The organism is Seonamhaeicola sp. ABD4_340 (assembly GCF_056312135.1).
In genome coordinates, this window is record NZ_CM149981.1 from 3,131,867 (window position 1) to 3,150,869 (window position 19,003).

At 31.0% G+C, this 19,003-nt stretch carries 23 protein-coding genes; 12 read left to right on the top strand and 11 right to left on the bottom strand.

Annotated features, from left to right (window positions below; all coding sequences use genetic code 11):
- Positions 1-154 precede the first annotated feature (154 nt).
- The 10 genes from ACYX4H_RS13460 to ACYX4H_RS13505 all read left to right on the top strand — a co-directional run bounded on the left by ACYX4H_RS13460 (position 155) and on the right by ACYX4H_RS13505 (position 8,281).
- Positions 155-1,327, top strand: coding sequence for a glycosyltransferase family 4 protein (locus ACYX4H_RS13460; protein ID WP_476236804.1), 1,173 nt, complete (start codon positions 155-157; stop codon positions 1,325-1,327).
- The gene (locus tag ACYX4H_RS13465; protein WP_476236805.1) at positions 1,320-2,213 is read left to right on the top strand and encodes a hypothetical protein; all 894 of its coding nucleotides are present in this window, start codon (positions 1,320-1,322) and stop codon (positions 2,211-2,213) included. The genes ACYX4H_RS13460 and ACYX4H_RS13465 overlap by 8 nt, the downstream gene beginning before the upstream one ends.
- Before the next feature lie 2 nt (positions 2,214-2,215).
- The gene (locus ACYX4H_RS13470; protein WP_476236806.1) at positions 2,216-2,638 is read left to right on the top strand and encodes a hypothetical protein; all 423 of its coding nucleotides are present in this window, start codon (positions 2,216-2,218) and stop codon (positions 2,636-2,638) included.
- 10 nt (positions 2,639-2,648) lie between these two features.
- Entirely contained in the window at positions 2,649-3,773 is a 1,125-nt protein-coding gene (locus ACYX4H_RS13475; protein WP_475296358.1) for a glycosyltransferase family 4 protein, read from the top strand.
- Entirely contained in the window at positions 3,763-4,320 is a 558-nt protein-coding gene (locus tag ACYX4H_RS13480) for a hypothetical protein (RefSeq protein WP_476236808.1), read from the top strand. The genes ACYX4H_RS13475 and ACYX4H_RS13480 overlap by 11 nt, the downstream gene beginning before the upstream one ends.
- On the top strand, positions 4,320-5,144 hold the full coding sequence (locus tag ACYX4H_RS13485) for a hypothetical protein (protein WP_476236809.1): 825 nt from the start codon (positions 4,320-4,322) through the stop codon (positions 5,142-5,144). Before ACYX4H_RS13480 ends, ACYX4H_RS13485 begins: the two co-directional genes overlap by 1 nt.
- A 26-nt stretch (positions 5,145-5,170) precedes the next feature.
- Positions 5,171-5,869 carry a YqaA family protein gene (locus tag ACYX4H_RS13490; RefSeq protein WP_476236811.1) on the top strand — a complete coding sequence of 233 codons (699 nt, stop codon included), beginning with the start codon at positions 5,171-5,173 and terminating at the stop codon, positions 5,867-5,869.
- A 52-nt stretch (positions 5,870-5,921) separates the two neighbouring features.
- On the top strand, positions 5,922-6,212 hold the full coding sequence (locus tag ACYX4H_RS13495) for a DUF3817 domain-containing protein (RefSeq protein ID WP_476236812.1): 291 nt from the start codon (positions 5,922-5,924) through the stop codon (positions 6,210-6,212).
- 3 nt (positions 6,213-6,215) lie between these two features.
- Complete coding sequence (locus tag ACYX4H_RS13500; protein WP_476236813.1) at positions 6,216-7,460, top strand: mechanosensitive ion channel family protein; 1,245 nt, start codon at positions 6,216-6,218, stop codon at positions 7,458-7,460.
- Between the two features lie 71 nt (positions 7,461-7,531).
- On the top strand, positions 7,532-8,281 hold the full coding sequence (locus ACYX4H_RS13505; RefSeq protein WP_475296364.1) for a hypothetical protein: 750 nt from the start codon (positions 7,532-7,534) through the stop codon (positions 8,279-8,281).
- A 99-nt stretch (positions 8,282-8,380) separates the two neighbouring features.
- Here ACYX4H_RS13505 and leuB read toward each other — a convergent pair whose 3' ends face one another.
- The 6 genes from leuB to ACYX4H_RS13535 all read right to left on the bottom strand — a co-directional run bounded on the left by leuB (position 8,381) and on the right by ACYX4H_RS13535 (position 14,742).
- Entirely contained in the window at positions 8,381-9,436 is a 1,056-nt protein-coding gene (gene leuB / locus ACYX4H_RS13510) for a 3-isopropylmalate dehydrogenase (RefSeq protein WP_476236814.1), read from the bottom strand.
- Positions 9,437-9,459: 23 nt separating this feature from the next.
- Positions 9,460-10,983, bottom strand: coding sequence for an alpha-isopropylmalate synthase regulatory domain-containing protein (locus ACYX4H_RS13515; protein WP_476236815.1), 1,524 nt, complete (start codon positions 10,981-10,983; stop codon positions 9,460-9,462).
- A gap of 104 nt (positions 10,984-11,087) precedes the next feature.
- Positions 11,088-11,687 carry a 3-isopropylmalate dehydratase small subunit gene (gene leuD / locus ACYX4H_RS13520; RefSeq protein WP_476236816.1) on the bottom strand — a complete coding sequence of 200 codons (600 nt, stop codon included), beginning with the start codon at positions 11,685-11,687 and terminating at the stop codon, positions 11,088-11,090.
- A gap of 96 nt (positions 11,688-11,783) precedes the next feature.
- Entirely contained in the window at positions 11,784-13,187 is a 1,404-nt protein-coding gene (gene leuC / locus ACYX4H_RS13525) for a 3-isopropylmalate dehydratase large subunit (RefSeq protein WP_475296368.1), read from the bottom strand.
- Between the two features lie 236 nt (positions 13,188-13,423).
- Entirely contained in the window at positions 13,424-13,810 is a 387-nt protein-coding gene (locus ACYX4H_RS13530) for an acyl-CoA thioesterase (protein ID WP_147132975.1), read from the bottom strand.
- 44 nt (positions 13,811-13,854) lie between these two features.
- Positions 13,855-14,742 carry a DUF72 domain-containing protein gene (locus ACYX4H_RS13535; RefSeq protein ID WP_476236817.1) on the bottom strand — a complete coding sequence of 296 codons (888 nt, stop codon included), beginning with the start codon at positions 14,740-14,742 and terminating at the stop codon, positions 13,855-13,857.
- A 125-nt stretch (positions 14,743-14,867) separates the two neighbouring features.
- Between ACYX4H_RS13535 and ACYX4H_RS13540 the strand changes: the two genes are divergently transcribed.
- Both ACYX4H_RS13540 and ACYX4H_RS13545 read left to right on the top strand, forming a co-directional pair.
- Positions 14,868-15,284, top strand: coding sequence for a glyoxalase (locus ACYX4H_RS13540; RefSeq protein ID WP_475296370.1), 417 nt, complete (start codon positions 14,868-14,870; stop codon positions 15,282-15,284).
- Between the two features lie 208 nt (positions 15,285-15,492).
- On the top strand, positions 15,493-16,803 hold the full coding sequence (locus ACYX4H_RS13545) for a T9SS type A sorting domain-containing protein (protein WP_476236818.1): 1,311 nt from the start codon (positions 15,493-15,495) through the stop codon (positions 16,801-16,803).
- 11 nt (positions 16,804-16,814) lie between these two features.
- Here ACYX4H_RS13545 and ACYX4H_RS13550 read toward each other — a convergent pair whose 3' ends face one another.
- The 5 genes from ACYX4H_RS13550 to ACYX4H_RS13570 all read right to left on the bottom strand — a co-directional run bounded on the left by ACYX4H_RS13550 (position 16,815) and on the right by ACYX4H_RS13570 (position 18,805).
- On the bottom strand, positions 16,815-17,498 hold the full coding sequence (locus ACYX4H_RS13550) for a DUF2461 domain-containing protein (RefSeq protein WP_476236819.1): 684 nt from the start codon (positions 17,496-17,498) through the stop codon (positions 16,815-16,817).
- Positions 17,499-17,593: 95 nt separating this feature from the next.
- The gene (locus ACYX4H_RS13555; RefSeq protein ID WP_476236820.1) at positions 17,594-18,157 is read right to left on the bottom strand and encodes a hypothetical protein; all 564 of its coding nucleotides are present in this window, start codon (positions 18,155-18,157) and stop codon (positions 17,594-17,596) included.
- Positions 18,158-18,179: 22 nt separating this feature from the next.
- The gene (locus ACYX4H_RS13560; RefSeq protein WP_476236821.1) at positions 18,180-18,392 is read right to left on the bottom strand and encodes a hypothetical protein; all 213 of its coding nucleotides are present in this window, start codon (positions 18,390-18,392) and stop codon (positions 18,180-18,182) included.
- 37 nt (positions 18,393-18,429) lie between these two features.
- Positions 18,430-18,591 carry a hypothetical protein gene (locus ACYX4H_RS13565; RefSeq protein WP_476236822.1) on the bottom strand — a complete coding sequence of 54 codons (162 nt, stop codon included), beginning with the start codon at positions 18,589-18,591 and terminating at the stop codon, positions 18,430-18,432.
- Between the two features lie 52 nt (positions 18,592-18,643).
- Positions 18,644-18,805 carry a DUF1328 domain-containing protein gene (locus ACYX4H_RS13570; RefSeq protein ID WP_475296376.1) on the bottom strand — a complete coding sequence of 54 codons (162 nt, stop codon included), beginning with the start codon at positions 18,803-18,805 and terminating at the stop codon, positions 18,644-18,646.
- Positions 18,806-19,003 lie beyond the last annotated feature (198 nt).

Sequence of the window (19,003 nt, forward strand, 5' to 3'; positions counted from 1 at the left end):
ATGGCTTTTTAGAGAACATACTTCAATCATGCCAAATAAAACGAAATGCGATATTTCAACAATTTGTTATTTGTACTATAATTTATATTATGTAAAATAGAATATTTCTCCTGTACTACTTTCAATAAAAAGAAATATATTTATAAAGTATTTTATGAAACAAAAACCTCAGTTTGTATATATAGCTTTTGATGTATTTCCTTCAAAAAAAGGTGCTGCAACACATATAAATCACTGTTTAAACGCTTTACAAGAAACATTTAGTTGTGGATTGTTAATTTGTTTAGGTAATGATACTATGCCAACTTTTCAATATGAGGAAAACCGAAAACTTTATGTATACCGTTGGAAAGAAAAAATTTATAATTTTTTAGAACGTACAACTAAGTTTCAAGCAGCTGTTTCAAACATTTTAGCATCAGATATTTGTAAAAATATTAAACTTATTCATTTTCGTGATATTTGGGGCGGCTTACCTGCTCTAAAATCATCAAAAAATGTAAAAACAGTATTTGAAGTTAACGCTTTTAATCATATTGAATTACCAAACAGATACCCTAACATTAGTGCATCGGTATTGCAAAAAATTAAAAACATCGAACTGTATTGTATAGAAAACGCATCGGTTTTAATAACACCTTCAAAAATTACAAAGCAATTTGTAATGCAGTTTTCAAATACTAACGATAATAAAATAACTGTAATACCCAACGGTGTAACTATCTATAAATCAAATAGTAAAATTAATATTAAGCCTCACTCCTACATTTTATATTTTGGAGCTTTACAAAAATGGCAAGGTATAAAAACGCTTTTAAAAGCGTTAAAAGAGTTAGAAAACACAGATATACAATTGGTAATTTGTGCATCTGTACCAGAAAAAAGAACGTTAATTTATAAAGAATTAGCTATTGCTATTGGTGTAAACCATAAAATCACGTGGTTATTTGAACTAGATAAGTCTAGTTTAGCTACCGTAATAAAAAATGCAATTTTAACAGTGGCGCCGCTTACTGCTTGCAATAGAAACATTATACAAGGTTGTAATCCGTTAAAAATCATAGAGTCTTTAGCGTATGGTACACCGGTTATTGCTAGCCATATTCCTGTGGTTAATGAAATAATTACAGCAAATAAAACAGGTATTTTAGTGCCACCAGACCGACCACAAATTTTAGGCAGAAAAATTAAAGAATTACTTGAAAACCCTGAAATTTTAAAACGTATTGGTGAAAACGGAAAAAAACATATTGAAAAAAATTATCTTTGGAAACATCAAGAAACTAAAATGATTAATACCTACAAAAAACTTTTAGAACATGCTTGAAAAAGCGCTTAAAAAAGACCTTCAAAATATAGGAAAAACTAAAAGATTTAAGGCTAAACGCCCTATTGAATATTGGTTGTTTTTTTTTAAAGAAACCATATTTATACGCACCTCGTTTTTAAACAGGCTTACACCAGCTTACCTATTGTATTTACTACCAATAATAGTTTTGGTCATAATTATATTTAAACTTCAAAAATATAACCTTATTATACCAACAATAATTTTTAGCTTTTTTTATAGCATTATATTAAGCATAGTTTTAGTGGCCGTTAAAAAACAGGCATTTGTACCAGTTGATGCTTTTCAAGATTTAGCAAAATTCCTTATTGCCAATAAAGGTGATATTTACAAAAACCTTATTACATTAAGGCTAGACTATTCTACTATTGAAAACGAAAATAATTTACTAGACCCCAATAAAATTGGCATTAAAAAACGCAGAAAAACTGAATTTAAGCCTTATAAATTAGAGCGTTATCATGCACAATTTACCATGAAAGATGGTACTGTTTGTACAACAGCACTCAACCAAATTTCAGTACGTGTTAAAACCACAAAAAGACGCTCAAGTGGTAAAGTAAAAACAAAAATTAAACATAAACACAAGTTTTTTTATGCTTTAACTTTAAAACTTAATGCCAATAACTATAATATAATAGATGTAAAACAAGCTTTAAAATTATGTAATGAAACGTACAATTTAGCAGTAACATCACAAAACAATGCGCATTTTGTTAAAATAAAATGCAAAACTAAACCTAGTGTTGTGGCTTCTGCCCTAAGGCCGCAATTAAAACATTCAACATCAAAAATTACTGAAATGATGGATTATTTAATTGATAACAACGTAATCATATCTCAATTAAAACTAAAACAAGCCTAAATATGAAGTGTGAACAAAAGTCTGGCCTGTTTTTAAATTTAAATTGTAACAATACTGCTGAAGAAACATGTAACAACTGCCAGAAAAAAGTTTGTAGTGTGCATGCGTTTAAAACTAATACCAAAATATATTGTGAAGACTGTTATTGGGAAAATTATTTATACACTGCTGAAATTGTAAATACCACAAAAAGGCATGATGATGTGTTTATTTCAACCAACCACACTCCTACTACATTTAGTAATACAAATTCTGAATCCCAAAATCCTGAAGGCTTTGAAAACGGGTTTGGTGGAGGAAGTTTTGGTGGCGGTGGCGCACAAGCTGAATGGACCGATGGCGAAATGCAGAGTTTACATAATGATGATGAAAATAATAACATTGGAGGCATGCTTAGTGCCGATGATACGTTTTTTTACAGTTAATAAATAACGCATGGTTATAAGCTGGTTTACAGAAAATTACCCGCCAAATAAAGGCGGTATGGCTAGAAGCTGTGACAGAATTATTGATAATTTAAGAAAACACCATACAGTAAACATTTATCACTTCACAAATAAACTAAAAGCTTTTGAAACCGTAGCGCAAGTAAACGGTAATTACACCGCTATCCCTGTTTTTGAAGACAGCGCACATACTTTAAACACGTTATGGACTTATTTAAATATTAACACTCAAATTTCAAAAAGTAGTGCTTTAGTGGCCTACGGCAGTCATTTATGTTTAAAAGGCTTGCCCTTAATTGCTAAATGGTTAAAACAACCATTGCTTATTTGTTTTAGAGGTAATGATTTTGACACCGCTATTTTTTCACAAAAAAAACAAGATGTATTGTTTGCTATTGAAAACGCAACTGCTATTGCTTGCGTATCAAAAGAAAAGGTAAACCGTATTAAGGCTCTTAAACTCAATAATAACGTATTTTTTACGCCAAATGCCATAGATACTAACCATTGGAAAACATTAAAATCTGATTTAGATTTAGCTAAAACACTCCATGAAAAAATTAATAGCTCCAAGCATGCAACCATTATAGGTTTTATAGGGTATTTAAAACAGAAAAAAGGTATCGATTTTTTTATTAGTGGTTTAAAAAAATCCGCACTTTACAAACGTGTACATTTACATTTTGTTGGCGAAGTTGAGCCACACATTACAGGGCTTTTAAATAAATTAAATATTCCTTTTTCAATTGCGAAGCCCGAATCTAAAACAGATTTGATAGCAAATTATTTACTTTGCAATGCCGTTGCTATTCCTTCAATTTATGACGGTATGCCCAACGTAATTTTTGAAGCTGCAGTTTTAAAAGTGCCAATAATAGCTTCAAACGCTGGCGGAATTCCAGATGTTTTAAATAACAGCAATTCTTTTATTTTCAATTCGTTAAAAGAAGAATCATTAATAAACACTTTAAATACATTTCACTCAACCACTATTGATGTTGTTCAACAAAAAACGAGTGTTTTACATCATGAAATAAATACAAATTACACACCTGAAACAGAAATATCAAACTATTTAAAAATTATAGAAAACATCCATTCTTATGAAAGTTAAAAAAACAAATCAATTATTAGTAAGCATTTTTTTTATTATTCTAATTACCGCTTGTAAGCAAAATACAAATACAACAAATGCAAGTTCTGAAACATCGAAAACATCCATAAATAGTGCTTCGGAAACATACACGTCTAAAATGACTAAGGCAGATAAGAAAAAATACTACAACACTAGCGGCAATGTAGTTTTTGAAATTAAATACAAATCTGATGGTTTTAAATTAAGAACAGCTAATTCTGATTTACTTTGGAAAATTAAACTGTACGAAAACAAAATAAAAATAAGTGATAATGAAGAAAATTTAAATCCGTTTGAAATAAAATTCACTGATACTAAAAAAGCAAAATTGGTAAAAAACGATGTTACACTTGCCAGAACTTCTTATAATTTAGAAAAAAATGAACAAATAGTTTCTGTTGAAAATGCATCTCCAGAGTTTTTTAATCAAAACTATTCTGCAAGTCTTTTAATTTCTAAAATACCAAGTATTCCAAATAACCAAAAGGAAATAATTATAAAGGAATTAATTCTAAAAGGCTATTAATGCATGTGTTTTATGCCCAAGGTGGCGGTTTGGGGCATTTAACTAGAATAGACACTTTAGTTAAACAACTTGAAATCCCTCAAAACAATGTAATAATTATAGCGCCTTTAACTTTTACAAAGTATTTTAATTACACTTTTATTGGTTTATCATGGCAAGATGATACTTTAAGTTGGACTGAAATTATAACAACCTGCATTAAACAGCATAAAATAACCTCATTTTATATTGATGCGTTTCCTTTTGGATTAAAAGGCGAGCTAATTACTATTTACAAAAAACACCCTAACATAAACTATATTTATATTTCTAGAGTTTTAAAATGGTCTTTTTATTTAAAAAGCATTCAACCACAAAACCAAATTATCTTTAGCAAAACACTACTTTTAGAAAAACTATACACCAATCATTATAACTGGATTTTAAAACATTCAAAAAGCACAGAAACATTAAGTATAAATGAGTCTGTTCCTCAAAAAAACATAGTATTTTCAGCTTCACCTTATATAGTGATAGTACATTCTGGCGGTAAAAATGATGTGCTAAAACTTTGTGGTTTAGTTGTAAAAAATGAGTGTTTACAGGGAAATATTATTGTTGCCGTTTTTACTCAAGTTAATTTAAAGTATAAACACCCTAAATTTAAAATATTCAATAATATATATCCTGTAAACTTATATTTTAAGCACGCCTTAAAAATTTATACGGGTTGCGGTTTCAATGCAGCACATCAACTAAAACCCTACAAAAACAAACATATTATTATTCCTTTTGAAAAGCTTTACGACGATCAGTACTTTAGAAAAACCTCAATAAACACATAGACTTCAAGGCTTTTTGTGTTAAAAATTTGATAAACGTAATATATTTCTTTAGCAACCAAAAAAAAGAAACTAAATTTGCAGGCCTTAAATTAGTGTACTATACCATGAAACCTAAAGAAAAGTCTAAAACAGAACGTAAATCGCGTTTGCATTTACTGCACCAATACTACAGCTATACAGGCTTTTATAACTTTGTTGGTAAAAGTGTTTTAAAAGCTTTGCCTTATATTATTATTGCCGTTGCAGCAATTTACGTGGTAAATCACTTTTTTAATATTAATGAAGCTCTTGTAAAACTAACGCAAATACTGCCTGTTTATGGCGTTTTATTATTTTTCTTTGTTTCAGAAACCCTATTAGGTTTAGTGCCACCAGAAATATTTATTGCATGGTCTGGTAAATTACATAACCCATGGCTATATTTAAGCATTTTAGCATTATTATCATATGCTGGCGGTTTAGTATCGTATTATATTGGAGATTTTATAACTAAAATCCCCAGAGTGCACAACTACTTGCAAAACAAAATGGAAAAACAGCTAAAAAACTCCAAAAAATGGGGCGGTTTTTTAATAATTGTTGGCGCTTTGCTACCACTACCCTTTTCAATTTCATGTATGGCTGCGGGCATCATTAATTTTCCATTTAAAAACGTAGTAATTTATGGGTCATTACGCTTGTTACGCTTTGCTATTTATGGCCTTATAATTTTTAATGTTGTTTAGTATTTAGTACTTATTTACAACTTTAAACCTTATTTTTGTGAAAAAATAACACATGTTTTCACTACTTAATATATTTAGGCTAGTTGCCTTTTTAGAAGGCGTTTCATACCTGCTACTTCTGTTTATTGCAACGCCAATTAAATACCTTTCTGGAGATCCGCAATATGTAAAACTATTAGGCATGCCACACGGTATTTTATTTATGCTTTATATTGTTTTAGCTTTCATAATAAAACCAGATTTTAAATGGAATAACAAACAATTTATTACGGTGTTAATAGCTTCAATAATTCCGTTTGGCACGTTTTATGTTGAAAGAAAATTATTAAAAAGCCCTAATTAAACCATGAATAACATAAAACTATTACTTTATAATTACCTAATTGAACAAGGTGTGCAGGTTGCTACAGCAAAGTATTTAAACATGCTAGCACTTTTGGTAGTAGCTATAATAGTTGTTTTTGTAGTAGATTTTATAATTAGAAAAATTTTACTGCAAATGTTTATGCGTTTTGCTCAAGCATCTAAATCTAATTTTGATGATTTGCTTGTTGAAAACAAAGTACCTAGAAATATAGCACACATCATTCCGCTTTTACTAGCATTAGAATTTATACCCATAGTATTTTTTCATTTTGAAACGTTTGAAATTTATGTTGAAAAAGGCGTACAAGTTTTTGCTATTGTTTTAACATTATGGATTGTTAGAAGCTTACTACACACCGCAAAAGATTTTTTAAAAACATTACCTAGTTTAAAGGACAAACCCATTGCAAGCTACATACAAGTTTTTATGATTTTTGCTTGGTTAGGTGGTATTATGTCTGCCATTGCCATTATTACGGGCATTCCATTTTTAAAATTTTTAACCGGTCTTGGCGCTATTTCAGCAGTTATAATTTTAGTTTTTAAAGATACCATTTTAGGCTTTGTTGCAAGCATACAAGTATCTATAAATGACATGGTTAGAATTGGAGATTGGGTAACTTTTGAAAAATTTGGAGCCGATGGCGATGTAACCGAAATCACTCTAGCTACCGTAAAAGTTCAAAATTTCGACAAAACAATAACCACCATTCCTACGTACGCTCTCATATCTGAATCGTTTAAAAACTGGCGCGGAATGACAAGTTCTGAAGGCAGACGTATTAAGCGTTCCATAAACATAAAAACAGATAGCATTAAGTTTTTAACCCCTGAAACTGTTGAAAAACTTAAAAGCATCCAATTACTAGAAAGCTATTTAAATACAAGACAAAAAGACATTAATAAACATAACGAGCAGCATAAGGCCAACAAAACATTAGCCATAAACGGCAGAAATTTAACCAACATTGGTGTTTTTAGAAAATATGTTCAAACATATATTGAACAACATTCAGCTATAAATAAAGATATGACGGTAATGGTGCGCCAGCTACAGCCAACATCTCAAGGTTTACCTATTGAAATTTATGCGTTTAGCAGTGATAAACGATGGGTTAATTATGAGTATATTTTAGCTGATATTTTTGACCACGTCATTGCTGCTATTCCATTTTTTGAATTAGAAATTTTTGAATTACCCAGTAGTTCAACCTTCTCAAAATAAAGTTGTTAATCTGTATGTTTGAAAATTTTTAATTATTTTTGTTTAATTTACCTACTTATTTTTAATAAAATATGAAGTTTTTAAGTTTTATCCCCATTCTATTATTAAGCTTTTTTTATTGTGAAGCTCAAAATGTAGATTTTGTTTTTCACAAAGATTTTAATGCTTTAATGGTTGAAAAAGAAGGCAGTTCTCCTTATGTATATGAAATACTTAACGAAAAAGGCGCTTCAACCATTACAACAATTCCTGCCACAAAGCGCTTAACAGCTTATTATAAAAAAGCATTGGCTTATTATAAAAAAGCTCAAAATGACAGTTCAAAAATATCAAAACTTGTAAAGGCTGGTAAAACTAAATCACAAATAAATAAAATAATTAATATTGATGATGTTAGTAAAAGGTTAGCTACTTCACATCGTATTTTAAGAACCACACGAAAATATGAACGTGTACCAAGTAAAGTTGTAACTACTAAAGGAAATAAATATAAGTTAAGACGAAATTTATTTAAACCTGAAACCATTGTTTTAGGAAACTTTAAACATTTAGGCAGCTATTATGTTGCTAAAAGTGTAAAAGGTTATATACAAGGAGATTTAATACCCGAAGCTACAGCTAAAAAAGAGAATTTAACCACAAACGATTTTCTTTTTGCAAACGTTTTTGATTTAATTCAAAATATAAATACTGAAGATATTTATATGGTATATCCAGATTTTTTAAAAAACTACCCTATAAACGTTGCCCGTTATAGAGATGTTAAATCTAATTTAGACATTAAAATAAATGACTTAATAAAAGCATACCGCGTTAAATAAAAGAAAAACGCATCTTGTTTAACGCATAAAAAAAAGACCCATCAATAAAAAATTGACAGGTCTTTTCAAGTGTTAGTTAGTTGTCTATTTAGTTATTATTTATATGTTTGCGGCCAACCAATCGCCTACTTCTTTAGTTCCGTAAGCTTTTGCACCATCTGATAAATCTTCAGTTACAACACCTTCATTTAACGCTTTATTTACAGCATCTCTAATAGTTTTTCCTTCTTCAGCTAAACCAAAATTTTCAAACATCATAGCAGCCGATAAAACTGTTGCCATTGGGTTTGCAATATTTTTCCCAGCAGCTTGCGGGTAAGACCCGTGAATTGGTTCAAATAAACCAATATCAGACCCTAAAGACGCAGAAGGCATTAAACCCATTGATCCTGAAATTACAGAGGCTTCATCAGTTAAAATATCACCAAATAAGTTTTCAGTAATTAACACATCATAATCTGATGGCCATTGTACCAAACGCATTGCTACAGCATCAACAAATTCATAAGATACAGTAACCTCAGGGTATTCTGCTTCTAAACCTTGAACAGTTTCACGCCATAAACGAGATGTTTCAAGTACATTTGCTTTATCTACACAGCATAAACGTTTAGAGCGCGTCATAGCTAATTCAAAACCTTTTCGTGCTAAACGCGTTACTTCATCTTTTGTATAAACACAATTATCATAGGCTGTATTTCTATCATCTCTTCTACCCTTTTCACCAAAATAAATACCACCAGTTAACTCACGTAAAAACACTAAATCAGTACCTTCAATACGTTCCTTTTTCAATGGTGATTTATCTAATAACGAAGGAAACACAAATGTTGGGCGCACATTAGCAAATAAACCCAAGGCTTTACGCATTTTTAACAACCCTTGCTCTGGGCGTACAGGTGCAGAAGGATCATTATCATACTTTGGGTCTCCAATAGCACCAAACAAAACAGCATCAGAAGATTTACAAATTTCATGGGTTTCATCTGGGTAAGGCTCACCAACGGCATCAATAGCTGCGGCACCTGTTAACGCTGGTTTCCAAGTAATATCATGTCCAAATTTAGCTGCTACCGCATCACTTACTTTTACGGCTTGGTCTATAACTTCTGGTCCAATACCATCACCTGCTAAAAGTGCTATGTTTAATTTCATGTGTTTATTTTTATAGTTTTATCTTAATTATTTATAATATTGAGCATTTTTTCTGTGGCTTTGATAGCTGAAACCGTTTGATCTGAATCTAAGCCACGTGTTTTAAACTCTTTATTTTGGTTTTTCCAAGTTATAATGGTTTCACAAAGCGCATCAGATTTACTTCCAGGAGGAATTCTCACTGCGTAATCTGTTAATTGTGGTAAAGTGATGTTTTTCTTTTTGAATATTTTTTTAATGGCATTCATAAAAGCATCAAATTGTCCGTCACCTTGTGCATTTTCTTCAAACTTTTCACTTTCAATAGAAATAGCTACTGTTGTTGAAGGTTTTAAGCCTTTTGAATGTGTTAACACGTACGATTCAATTTTCACTTTCTCTTCATAAGAACCACTATCTAAAACATCAGAAATAATGTATGGTAAATCTTCTTTAGTAACAACTTGTTTTTTATCTCCTAATTCAATAATTCGTTGTGTTACTTTTTTTATTTCCTCATCATTTAACTGAAGCCCTAATTCTTGTAAATTCTTTTGAATATTAGCTTTACCAGAAGCTTTACCTAGTGCGTATTGGCGTGTTCTACCAAAACGTTCTGGCGATAATTCACTAAAATAAAGATTGTTTTTATTATCTCCATCTGCATGAATACCAGCGGTTTGCGTAAACACATTAGCACCAATTACAGGTTTGTTTGCAGGTATCATTACGCCAGAAAAATTCTCTACCAGTTTACTAACAGTGTAAAGTACTTTTTCATTAACATCTATGTTAATTTCTGGCATAAAATCATTTATTACAGCAACGGTACTTGCCATGGGTGCGTTACCCGCACGCTCTCCCATACCATTTACGGTTAAATGCAAACCATCGGCACCGGCCTTTAAAGCCTCCATAGCATTTGAAACACCCAAATCATAATCGTTATGCGGGTGGAAATCAAAATGTAAATGAGGGAATTTTGTTTTAATTTCAGCAATAAAATCAAAAGATTCTTTAGGAGTTAAAACGCCTAAAGTATCAGGTAACATTATACGCTTAACATTTTGTGTGGTTAAAAACTCTAAAAACTGAAAAACATAGTCTTTAGAATTACGCATGCCATTACTCCAATCTTCTAAATAAATGTTAGTTGCAACACCTTGTTCTGAAGCATTGTTTATTACATTTTCAATTTCTTTAAAATGCTGACTAGGTGTTTTTTTAAGTTGATGAGTTAAATGATTAAGTGAACCTTTAGTTAACAAATTTTGAACTCTTGCTCCTGCTTTAACTATCCAATCAATAGAAACACCATTATCTACAAACGCTAAAACTTCAACAGCATTTAAATAACCATGTTCTCTTGCCCAATTTGTTATAACTTTTACGGCTTGAAATTCGCCTTCAGATACTCTGGCCGATGCTACTTCTATTCTATTTACTTTAAGTTCTTCTAGTAATAGTTTTGCTATGGTTAATTTTTCGGAAGCAGAAAACGACACGCTTGAGGTTTGTTCACCATCACGCAATGTCGTGTCCATTATTTCTATATGCTTATTGTGCATAATGTTTTGTAGAAAAATTAAATGTCATTCAGCATAAAAAGTTTATCAAATTTTAAAAAGATGATTTATTTTGATGTTGAATGACAAAAATTAAAAAGGTTTATTTAAAACGGTCTAGTTTCTCCAAAAGCAGCAATTTCTTCTTTCATATTTTGAAGATAATCAATATCATCAAAACCATTAAGCATATTGCCTTTTTTGTAACCGTTAATATCAAAAGATTCAGATTCACCTGTTGCTACCAACGTTACAGTTTGGTTTGGTAAATCTACTTTAATTTCAGCTTTTGGGTTTGCTTCAATTGCATCAAATAATTTTTGAGCAAATTCAGCAGATACTTGTACTGGCAAAACGCCAATATTTAAACAGTTATTTCTAAAAATATCTGCAAAAAACGATGAAATTACGCAACGTAAGCCAAAATCATACACAGACCATGCTGCGTGCTCTCTTGAAGACCCTGAGCCAAAATTTTTACCACCAACTAATATTTTAGAACCAGCGTATTTTGTATCATTTAAAGGAAAATCTGCAATAGGATTTCCTTCAGAATCATATCTCCAATCTCTAAAAAAGTTATCACCAAACCCTTTACGCTCTGTTGCTTTTAAAAAACGTGCAGGTATAATTTGGTCTGTATCTACATTTTCTATTGGTAATGGATATGCTGTACTTGTTAGTACTTCAAATTTATCGTAAGCCATGTTTTATTTTCTTTTGGCCTTTAGCTATATGCTATTGGCAAACTTATAATTTATATTTTATTTGCTGATGGCCAATAGCCAAAAGCTAGTAGCTATTTAAGCTGTTTCTAATATTGTTCTTGGATCTGTAACTACACCTTCAACAGCTGTTGCTGCTGCTACTAATGGAGATGCTAATAAGGTTCTTGAACCTGGTCCTTGGCGTCCTTCAAAGTTTCTATTAGAAGTAGATACTGCTAATTTACCAGCAGGAACTTTATCATCGTTCATTGCTAAACATGCCGAACAACCTGGTTCTCTTAATACAAATCCTGCAGCTTCTAAAATTTTATCTAAACCTTCTTCTTTTATTTGGTCGACTACTTTGTGAGATCCTGGTACTAACCAAGCGGTTATATTCTCAGCTTTTTGGCGTCCTTCAATTATAGAACAAAAGGCTCTAAAATCTTCAATACGTCCGTTTGTACATGAACCAAGAAACACATAGTCAACAGGTTTGCCAATCATATTGTCACCTTCGTTAAACTTCATGTAACCTAATGATTTTTTATAGGTAGCTTCACCACCTTCAACTTCATTAGCATTAGGAATTGATTTTGTAACACCAATACCCATACCCGGGTTAGTACCGTAAGTAATCATTGGTTCAATATCGGCTGCGTCATAATTAAATTCGGCATCAAACGCTGCACCATCTTCGGTGTAAAGTGTTTGCCAGTATTCCATAGCCTTATCCCAATCGGCTCCTTTTGGTGTATGCTTTCTACCTTTTATGTATTCAAAAGTTTTTTCATCAGGAGCAATCATACCTCCACGTGCTCCCATTTCTATTGAAAGGTTACAAACAGTCATACGGCCTTCCATAGTCATATCCTCAAAAACATCGCCAGCATACTCTACAAAATAGCCTGTAGCACCTGATGTTGTTTGTTTTGAAATAATATATAAAGCAACATCTTTAGGTGTAACACCAAAGCCTAATTTACCATTTACGTTAATACGCATTTTTTTAGGTTTTGGTTGCATGATACATTGTGTAGATAATACCATTTCTACTTCAGAAGTACCAATACCAAAGGCTATTGCGCCAAAAGCACCGTGTGTTGATGTATGTGAGTCTCCACAAACAATAGTTGAACCTGGTAATGTAATACCATTTTCAGGACCAACAATATGAACAATACCATTATTTCTGTGACCTAAACCCCAGTGAGAAATACCATGTTCTTCAGCATTGTTAGCTAAAGCTTCAAGTTGATTTGCAGATAATGGATCTGCCACTGGTAAATGTTGATTCCAAGTTGGTGTGTTATGATCGGCAGTAGCAAATGTTTTTTCAGGATACATTACGCCAATACCACGACTTTTTAAACCAACAAAGGCTACAGGACTGGTAACTTCGTGAATAAAATGACGGTCTATAAAAAATACGTCTGGACCATCTTCTATTTTTCTAACAACATGGGAATCCCATACTTTATCAAACAGTGTTTTGCTCATAAAATGTTTTGAATTAATTTTTGCCAAATTTATAAAATATAGCTTGTTTTACTAGGAAAACCGAGAATCTCTGATACGATAGTCAACATTTTTGTATAATTGTTAATCATTTTAAGCAAATCGCTAATAAGTTCAATAAAATAGCGTGTTTGCTGAAAATTTTACAAGATAAATTGGTGCATTATTTTACGAAAGCCAAAAAATAAAATTTTAAAAATAAGCTAATTTTATGTTTACTATTTTAATCTATCGGCAACATATTCTACTTTGGTTTTTCCGTGTGGCAAAGCTTTACCGTCTTTACCAAGGTTTACCATTACAATACTTGCTACCGTAATAATGGTTTCATGAGTCATTTTATTTCTAACTTCGCAGCTTAATGTAAGTGAAGCTTTGCCAAACTTTACAACATCAATACCTATTTCTATTATATCGCCTTGGCGTGCAGATGCTTTAAAATCTATTTCACTTATATACTTTGTAACTACTTTTTGGTTTTCTAATTGTATAATGGTGTAAAGTGCAGCTTCTTCGTCTATCCATTCTAATAAGCGGCCACCAAATAAGGTGCCATTTGCATTTAAATCTTCAGGTTTAATCCATTTTCTGGTGTGAAATCTCATATGTGTGTATTGTTTTATTGTTTTGAAGATGTATTGTATACCTTTTAAAATAATGCTTGTTGTTCATCTTCATTAGGAATTTTTAATGAGCAACCCAATGTTTTATTAAGTTCTTTAATGAAATAAGCCGATAATAATGGAGATTCTTTTTCTATATTTTGATGAATAAAAAAATCTATTTCTTTAATACCTTGATCTTGCCACGTTTTAAGGCGCGCAACCCAATCATTTAAACGCGTATAATCACTCTCATGGTTTGCGCCAACATAGCGTACAAAAGCTGTAGCATTGGTTAAACGCATATGAAGTAAATCTCGCCTACCAGCTGTATCTACAATTACATTAGATATATTATTGGTTTCTAATAGTTGAAACAATTCGTTAGCAACAACATTATCATTATACCAATTTGTATGACGAAACTCTAAGGCTAAAGGCACTTCTTTTGGCCACGTTTCAACAAAATTAACTACTCTATCAAAATCTTTGGGCGCAAAATTATTGTGCATTTGTAAAAATATAGTACCTAATTTTTCTTTTAAGTTTGAAGCATTGTATAAATAATGTTCTACTACTTCTTTTGTATCATTTAAGCGTTTCCAATGGCTAATTTCTTGATTTAATTTTGGAAAAAACTTAAAGTTAGCAGGTGTTTTATCATACCACTTAGCAAACTGTTCTGCTGGAAATATTCTATAAAAAGTGGCATTTAACTCAATGGCATTAAACTGTTTTGAATAGTATGCTAATTCATCTTTTGTGCCTCTTGGATAAAACCCTTTTAAATCTGCCCTATTCCATTTAGCACACCCTACAAATATTTCAGGTATATTGTCATCTATCACACTATTTAAAACAGATTTTGTTTTTGGATGATCTGGTGGTAAGGTAAAATTAATGTCTTGCGGGTTGCTAACACTTCCAAACTTCATAAAAAGATAATATTTAATACATGGTAAAATTACAATAATTTAATTGTTAATAATACCGTTGAAAACTATATTTACCTCAATGTTTATATGCCATTATAATTAATAATTTTATTAAAACTACAAAAATGAGCCCACGAGACATTAACCTAAAAAGCATGCGCCCTGAAATTGCTTCATCAAAAGTAAATGATAATATGAGCAGCGACGAGCGTTTTCAAAATTCAGTTTTAAGACCTGTAATTAAACTTCAAAATGATTTGTTAATAGCTGTTTTTAAAAATTATATTAGTAAACACAAGGCTGTGTTTTATGAATTAACCATGCAAAAGCGTATTGATTATATTGAAAATGCCATACATAAAGACATGAAATTTAGAAACTCTGTTAAAGGTATGATTATTGGCATGTTCACCATTGAAGAATATACGTTGTACATTAAAAATTCTTCGGCTTTAAATAAACGTATGATGAATTTAGTAAAAGATAGGTTGCTTAGTCAAATTCAACTTTTTGAAAAACCTGATTTATTAAAAGCTGTTTAAATTTTACTATTTTTCTTCTAAAAAAATCATTTAAACCAATTTATTTGCATTTCAGCGAAAAAAACAAGACATTTCATCGATATTTAAACCTCTTTAACATATTTTATTTTACTGTTTTTAGAAATTAGTAGTACCTAAAGTTTTGTAATCAAATATTAAAGTATTTAACCTTTACATTTTTAAGTAGAACGCCCTAAACCTACTAACTATGAGAACACTACTATTTTTTTCGCTATGTATTTTTACATTACAATTTAATGCACAAGTAAATTTTAACTACACGTACAGTGGTACTGGTTATTGGACAGATACGGCTAATTGGTCGCCTTCATATCCTGGAACTATGGTAACCCAATCATACACGGTAACAATTCCATCAGGATCTAGTATAACCATAGATACCCCTACATCTATTTATGGAAAAATTACAGTTGATGGCTCTATAAAAAACGCTTCAAATTTTAATATTGTTGGTGAATTTATTTGCAACGGAACGTTTACTAATAATTCGCTTTTTTCAAATTTTGGTAACTCAACTTTTAATAATACAGTAACAAGCACATCGGTATTTACAAATGAAGGAACGGCTATTTTTAAATCAACTTTTGATAACAACTCATCTTTAGTTACTAAAAATGCTGGTATAACTAAAATTGAATCTACTTTAAACAACACATCATCTATTAAAATTGAGTTTGGTGGCAGCTTAGTAAATACAGGTACAATTAACAATACCAATACCGCTAGTATTTCAAATAACGGTACTATTACAAATGAAAACATTATAAATAGCTACACTTTTACTAATAATAATACCATTATTAATGATGTTGGCACCATAACGTTTAGTAATAGCGTATTTTATTTAATGGGAAATAATGTATCACATACAGGTAATAATAGTTTTACAAACAGAATTTCGCCTAAAACAATGGTTGATGCTAATTACAACACCATTTTTCCTGCAAACCCCATTGGCACATATACTTTAAATGATAATGCTACATTGCAAAATTCTTCAAGAATTGAAATAGATTTAAAAGCAGATAACGATTATGATAAAATTATGATTGGCGGAACAGCATCTATTTCTGGTATTTTAGAAGTGCGTTTGGTTGATGGTTATGATCCTGCAATTGGTACTAAATTAACCTTTTTACAGGCAAACACAGTTGTAAACGGTACATTCAGCACAACAGTTTTACCAAATTTAGGTGGCTCAAAAACCTTTGCCGTAAACTACAATGCTAATAATATAGAGTTAGAAGTTGTAAGCGCACTTTCTGCCAACGATGTTGCTAAAAATACATTTAGCCTGTACCCTAACCCAACAAAAGATGTTTTACATATAAAAAATTTAAAACATTCTGAAACATTTACATTAAACACAATTACAGGACAAAAAGTTATGGAAACTACCATTTCACCGTATAAAAACAATGTAGATTTAAGCCCTTTAAAACCTGCAATGTACATTGCTACCATAGCAAATAATTCTTTTAAAATATTGAAGAATTAAATAAGCTTTGGTTATTCAATTAAAGAAACACCATTTAAATCTGTAGTTAACACATCGCTCATGTAGTCAAAAAACGGACGTACTGCTTTAAATGATGCATTTACATCATCAATAAACGTAGCCGATAACACTTGAGCATCAGTATATTTTTTAGTGAAAATGTATTGTTTTTTCTTTATTAAATCTATGGCTTTGTGGTCTTTACTAAAACCTTTGGGGGCTGTTTTTACTTCATCGCCTTCAAAGGTATTGCCCCAAACAGAACTGAATTTTTTGTTAGCTAATATGGCTCGTATATCTTCATCATCCATTTCAAACTCTTTTCTTATGCGCAACAAATCTTCTTTAACAGGCTCCCAAAAACCTGTGGCAATAAAACTTTGGTTGTTGGGTTGTATGTGTAAATAGTAACCACCGCGTAATTTGGGTTTTGTTCTATTAAACGAACCTCCAAAATGGGTTTTATATGGTAGTTTGTTTTTTGAAAAACGCACGTCTCTATATATTCTAAACAGTTTCATTTTATCTATATCGTCGTGGGTGTTAAGCGCATCAAAAATACCAGCATATACCTGTTTTACGTCTTTTTCTAAAGCTTTAAATTCTTTTTTATGTTCATTAAACCAATCTCTATTGTTGTTTTTTTCTAAGGTTTTTAAAAATTTGAAAACGGCTTCTGGTATGCTTACAGACATTTATATTGTTATTTAATGTGAATGAAATTTAAAAATACAAAAAAGTCCTAAGTAACTTAGGACTTTTTAATCTTTCTATTTCATAGCGTTTTATACTAACTGCTTACATCGGCTAGTTTATAAACCTTGGTTTCAATGGTATCAGACTCTTTGTTGTAGTATTGAATAACAAAATCGCCTTCTGTATTAAAATAACCAACACCTGCATAAGTTTCACCATTTACTAAATAATGGCCATTAGCATCGGTAGTTATAGCTTCTTCAATGGTTACAAATTTATTTTCGTCTTTATTAAATGCTATTTTAAAACCACGATTGTTGGGTGTAAATAAATACTTTTTTTCTCCTAATTGATAATAGGTTTCTTTGGTTAACATATCATAATCACCATCAGTATCATTATCAACCATAATCATTTTTTCAACCTTTGATGCCGATTGTACCCTGCTTTGGTTAACACTATTTTTATCTTTTTCATTTAAAGTAACCTGAGCTGTTTCTCTGGTAACTACTTTTACTTTTTTCTCGGTAGTTTTTTCGCCATCTTTAATTTTTACTACCTTAACTTCGGTTTCTTCTTTGGCTTCTTTTGGCTTTTCTTGCGCCACTGCAGCACTTGTTATAAGTATAAAAGCGCTTGTATATATTAAATTTTTCATTGTTTTATTTTTTTTTATTATTCTATTTTTCAGCCTCTTCTTTAGCTTCTTCTATTTCATCTTTCACATCTTCAATGGCATCTTGCACATCATCTGAAGCGTTTTCTACATCATCTTCAACTTCATCAATAGCTTTTTCTATGTGTTCATCGGGTGTTTTTTTGTTATCTCTGCACCCAAGAAATACTGCTGATGATGTTAAAATTAAGGCTAATACTATTATTACTTTTTTCATTTTTGTTGCTTTTGGTTAAACTAAATTGCATGTTGGCTTAAAGCTCATCTTCTACTTCATCAACGGCGTCTTCAACACCATCTTTAACTTCTTCTACACCTTCTTCAATTTTATCTTCTGTACTTTTTTGATCTCTACAACCTGTTAAGATTATTGATGTTGTAAATAAAAATGCTATGGCTAATATGATTTTTTTCATGATTTTATTTTTTTTGATTTGTTAATTGATTTTTTTATTGAAGGTGCTTATTCTACTTTCTAACAAGCCCTCTTAATAGTGATAAAACAAATAGCACTAAAAATATAAAGAAACATATTTTTGCTATGCCTGCAGATGCTCCTGCTATACCGCCAAAGCCCAAAACTCCGGCTATTAATGCAATAACTACAAATGTGATTGTCCAACGTAACATAATTCTAATATTTTAATGATTGTTATTAATAACTTGCAAAAAAAGCCGCAAGTCTACTCTATGTTTTAGAGAATTGTAATAGCTAGCTAATAAATAAGTACTATACTTAATTTACGGTAGTTACTAGCAGCCAGATGCTTTGTTAACATAGTTTGTGATTTTGTTTCACAAAGTGTTAAATTAATTAAGAAATAGGCG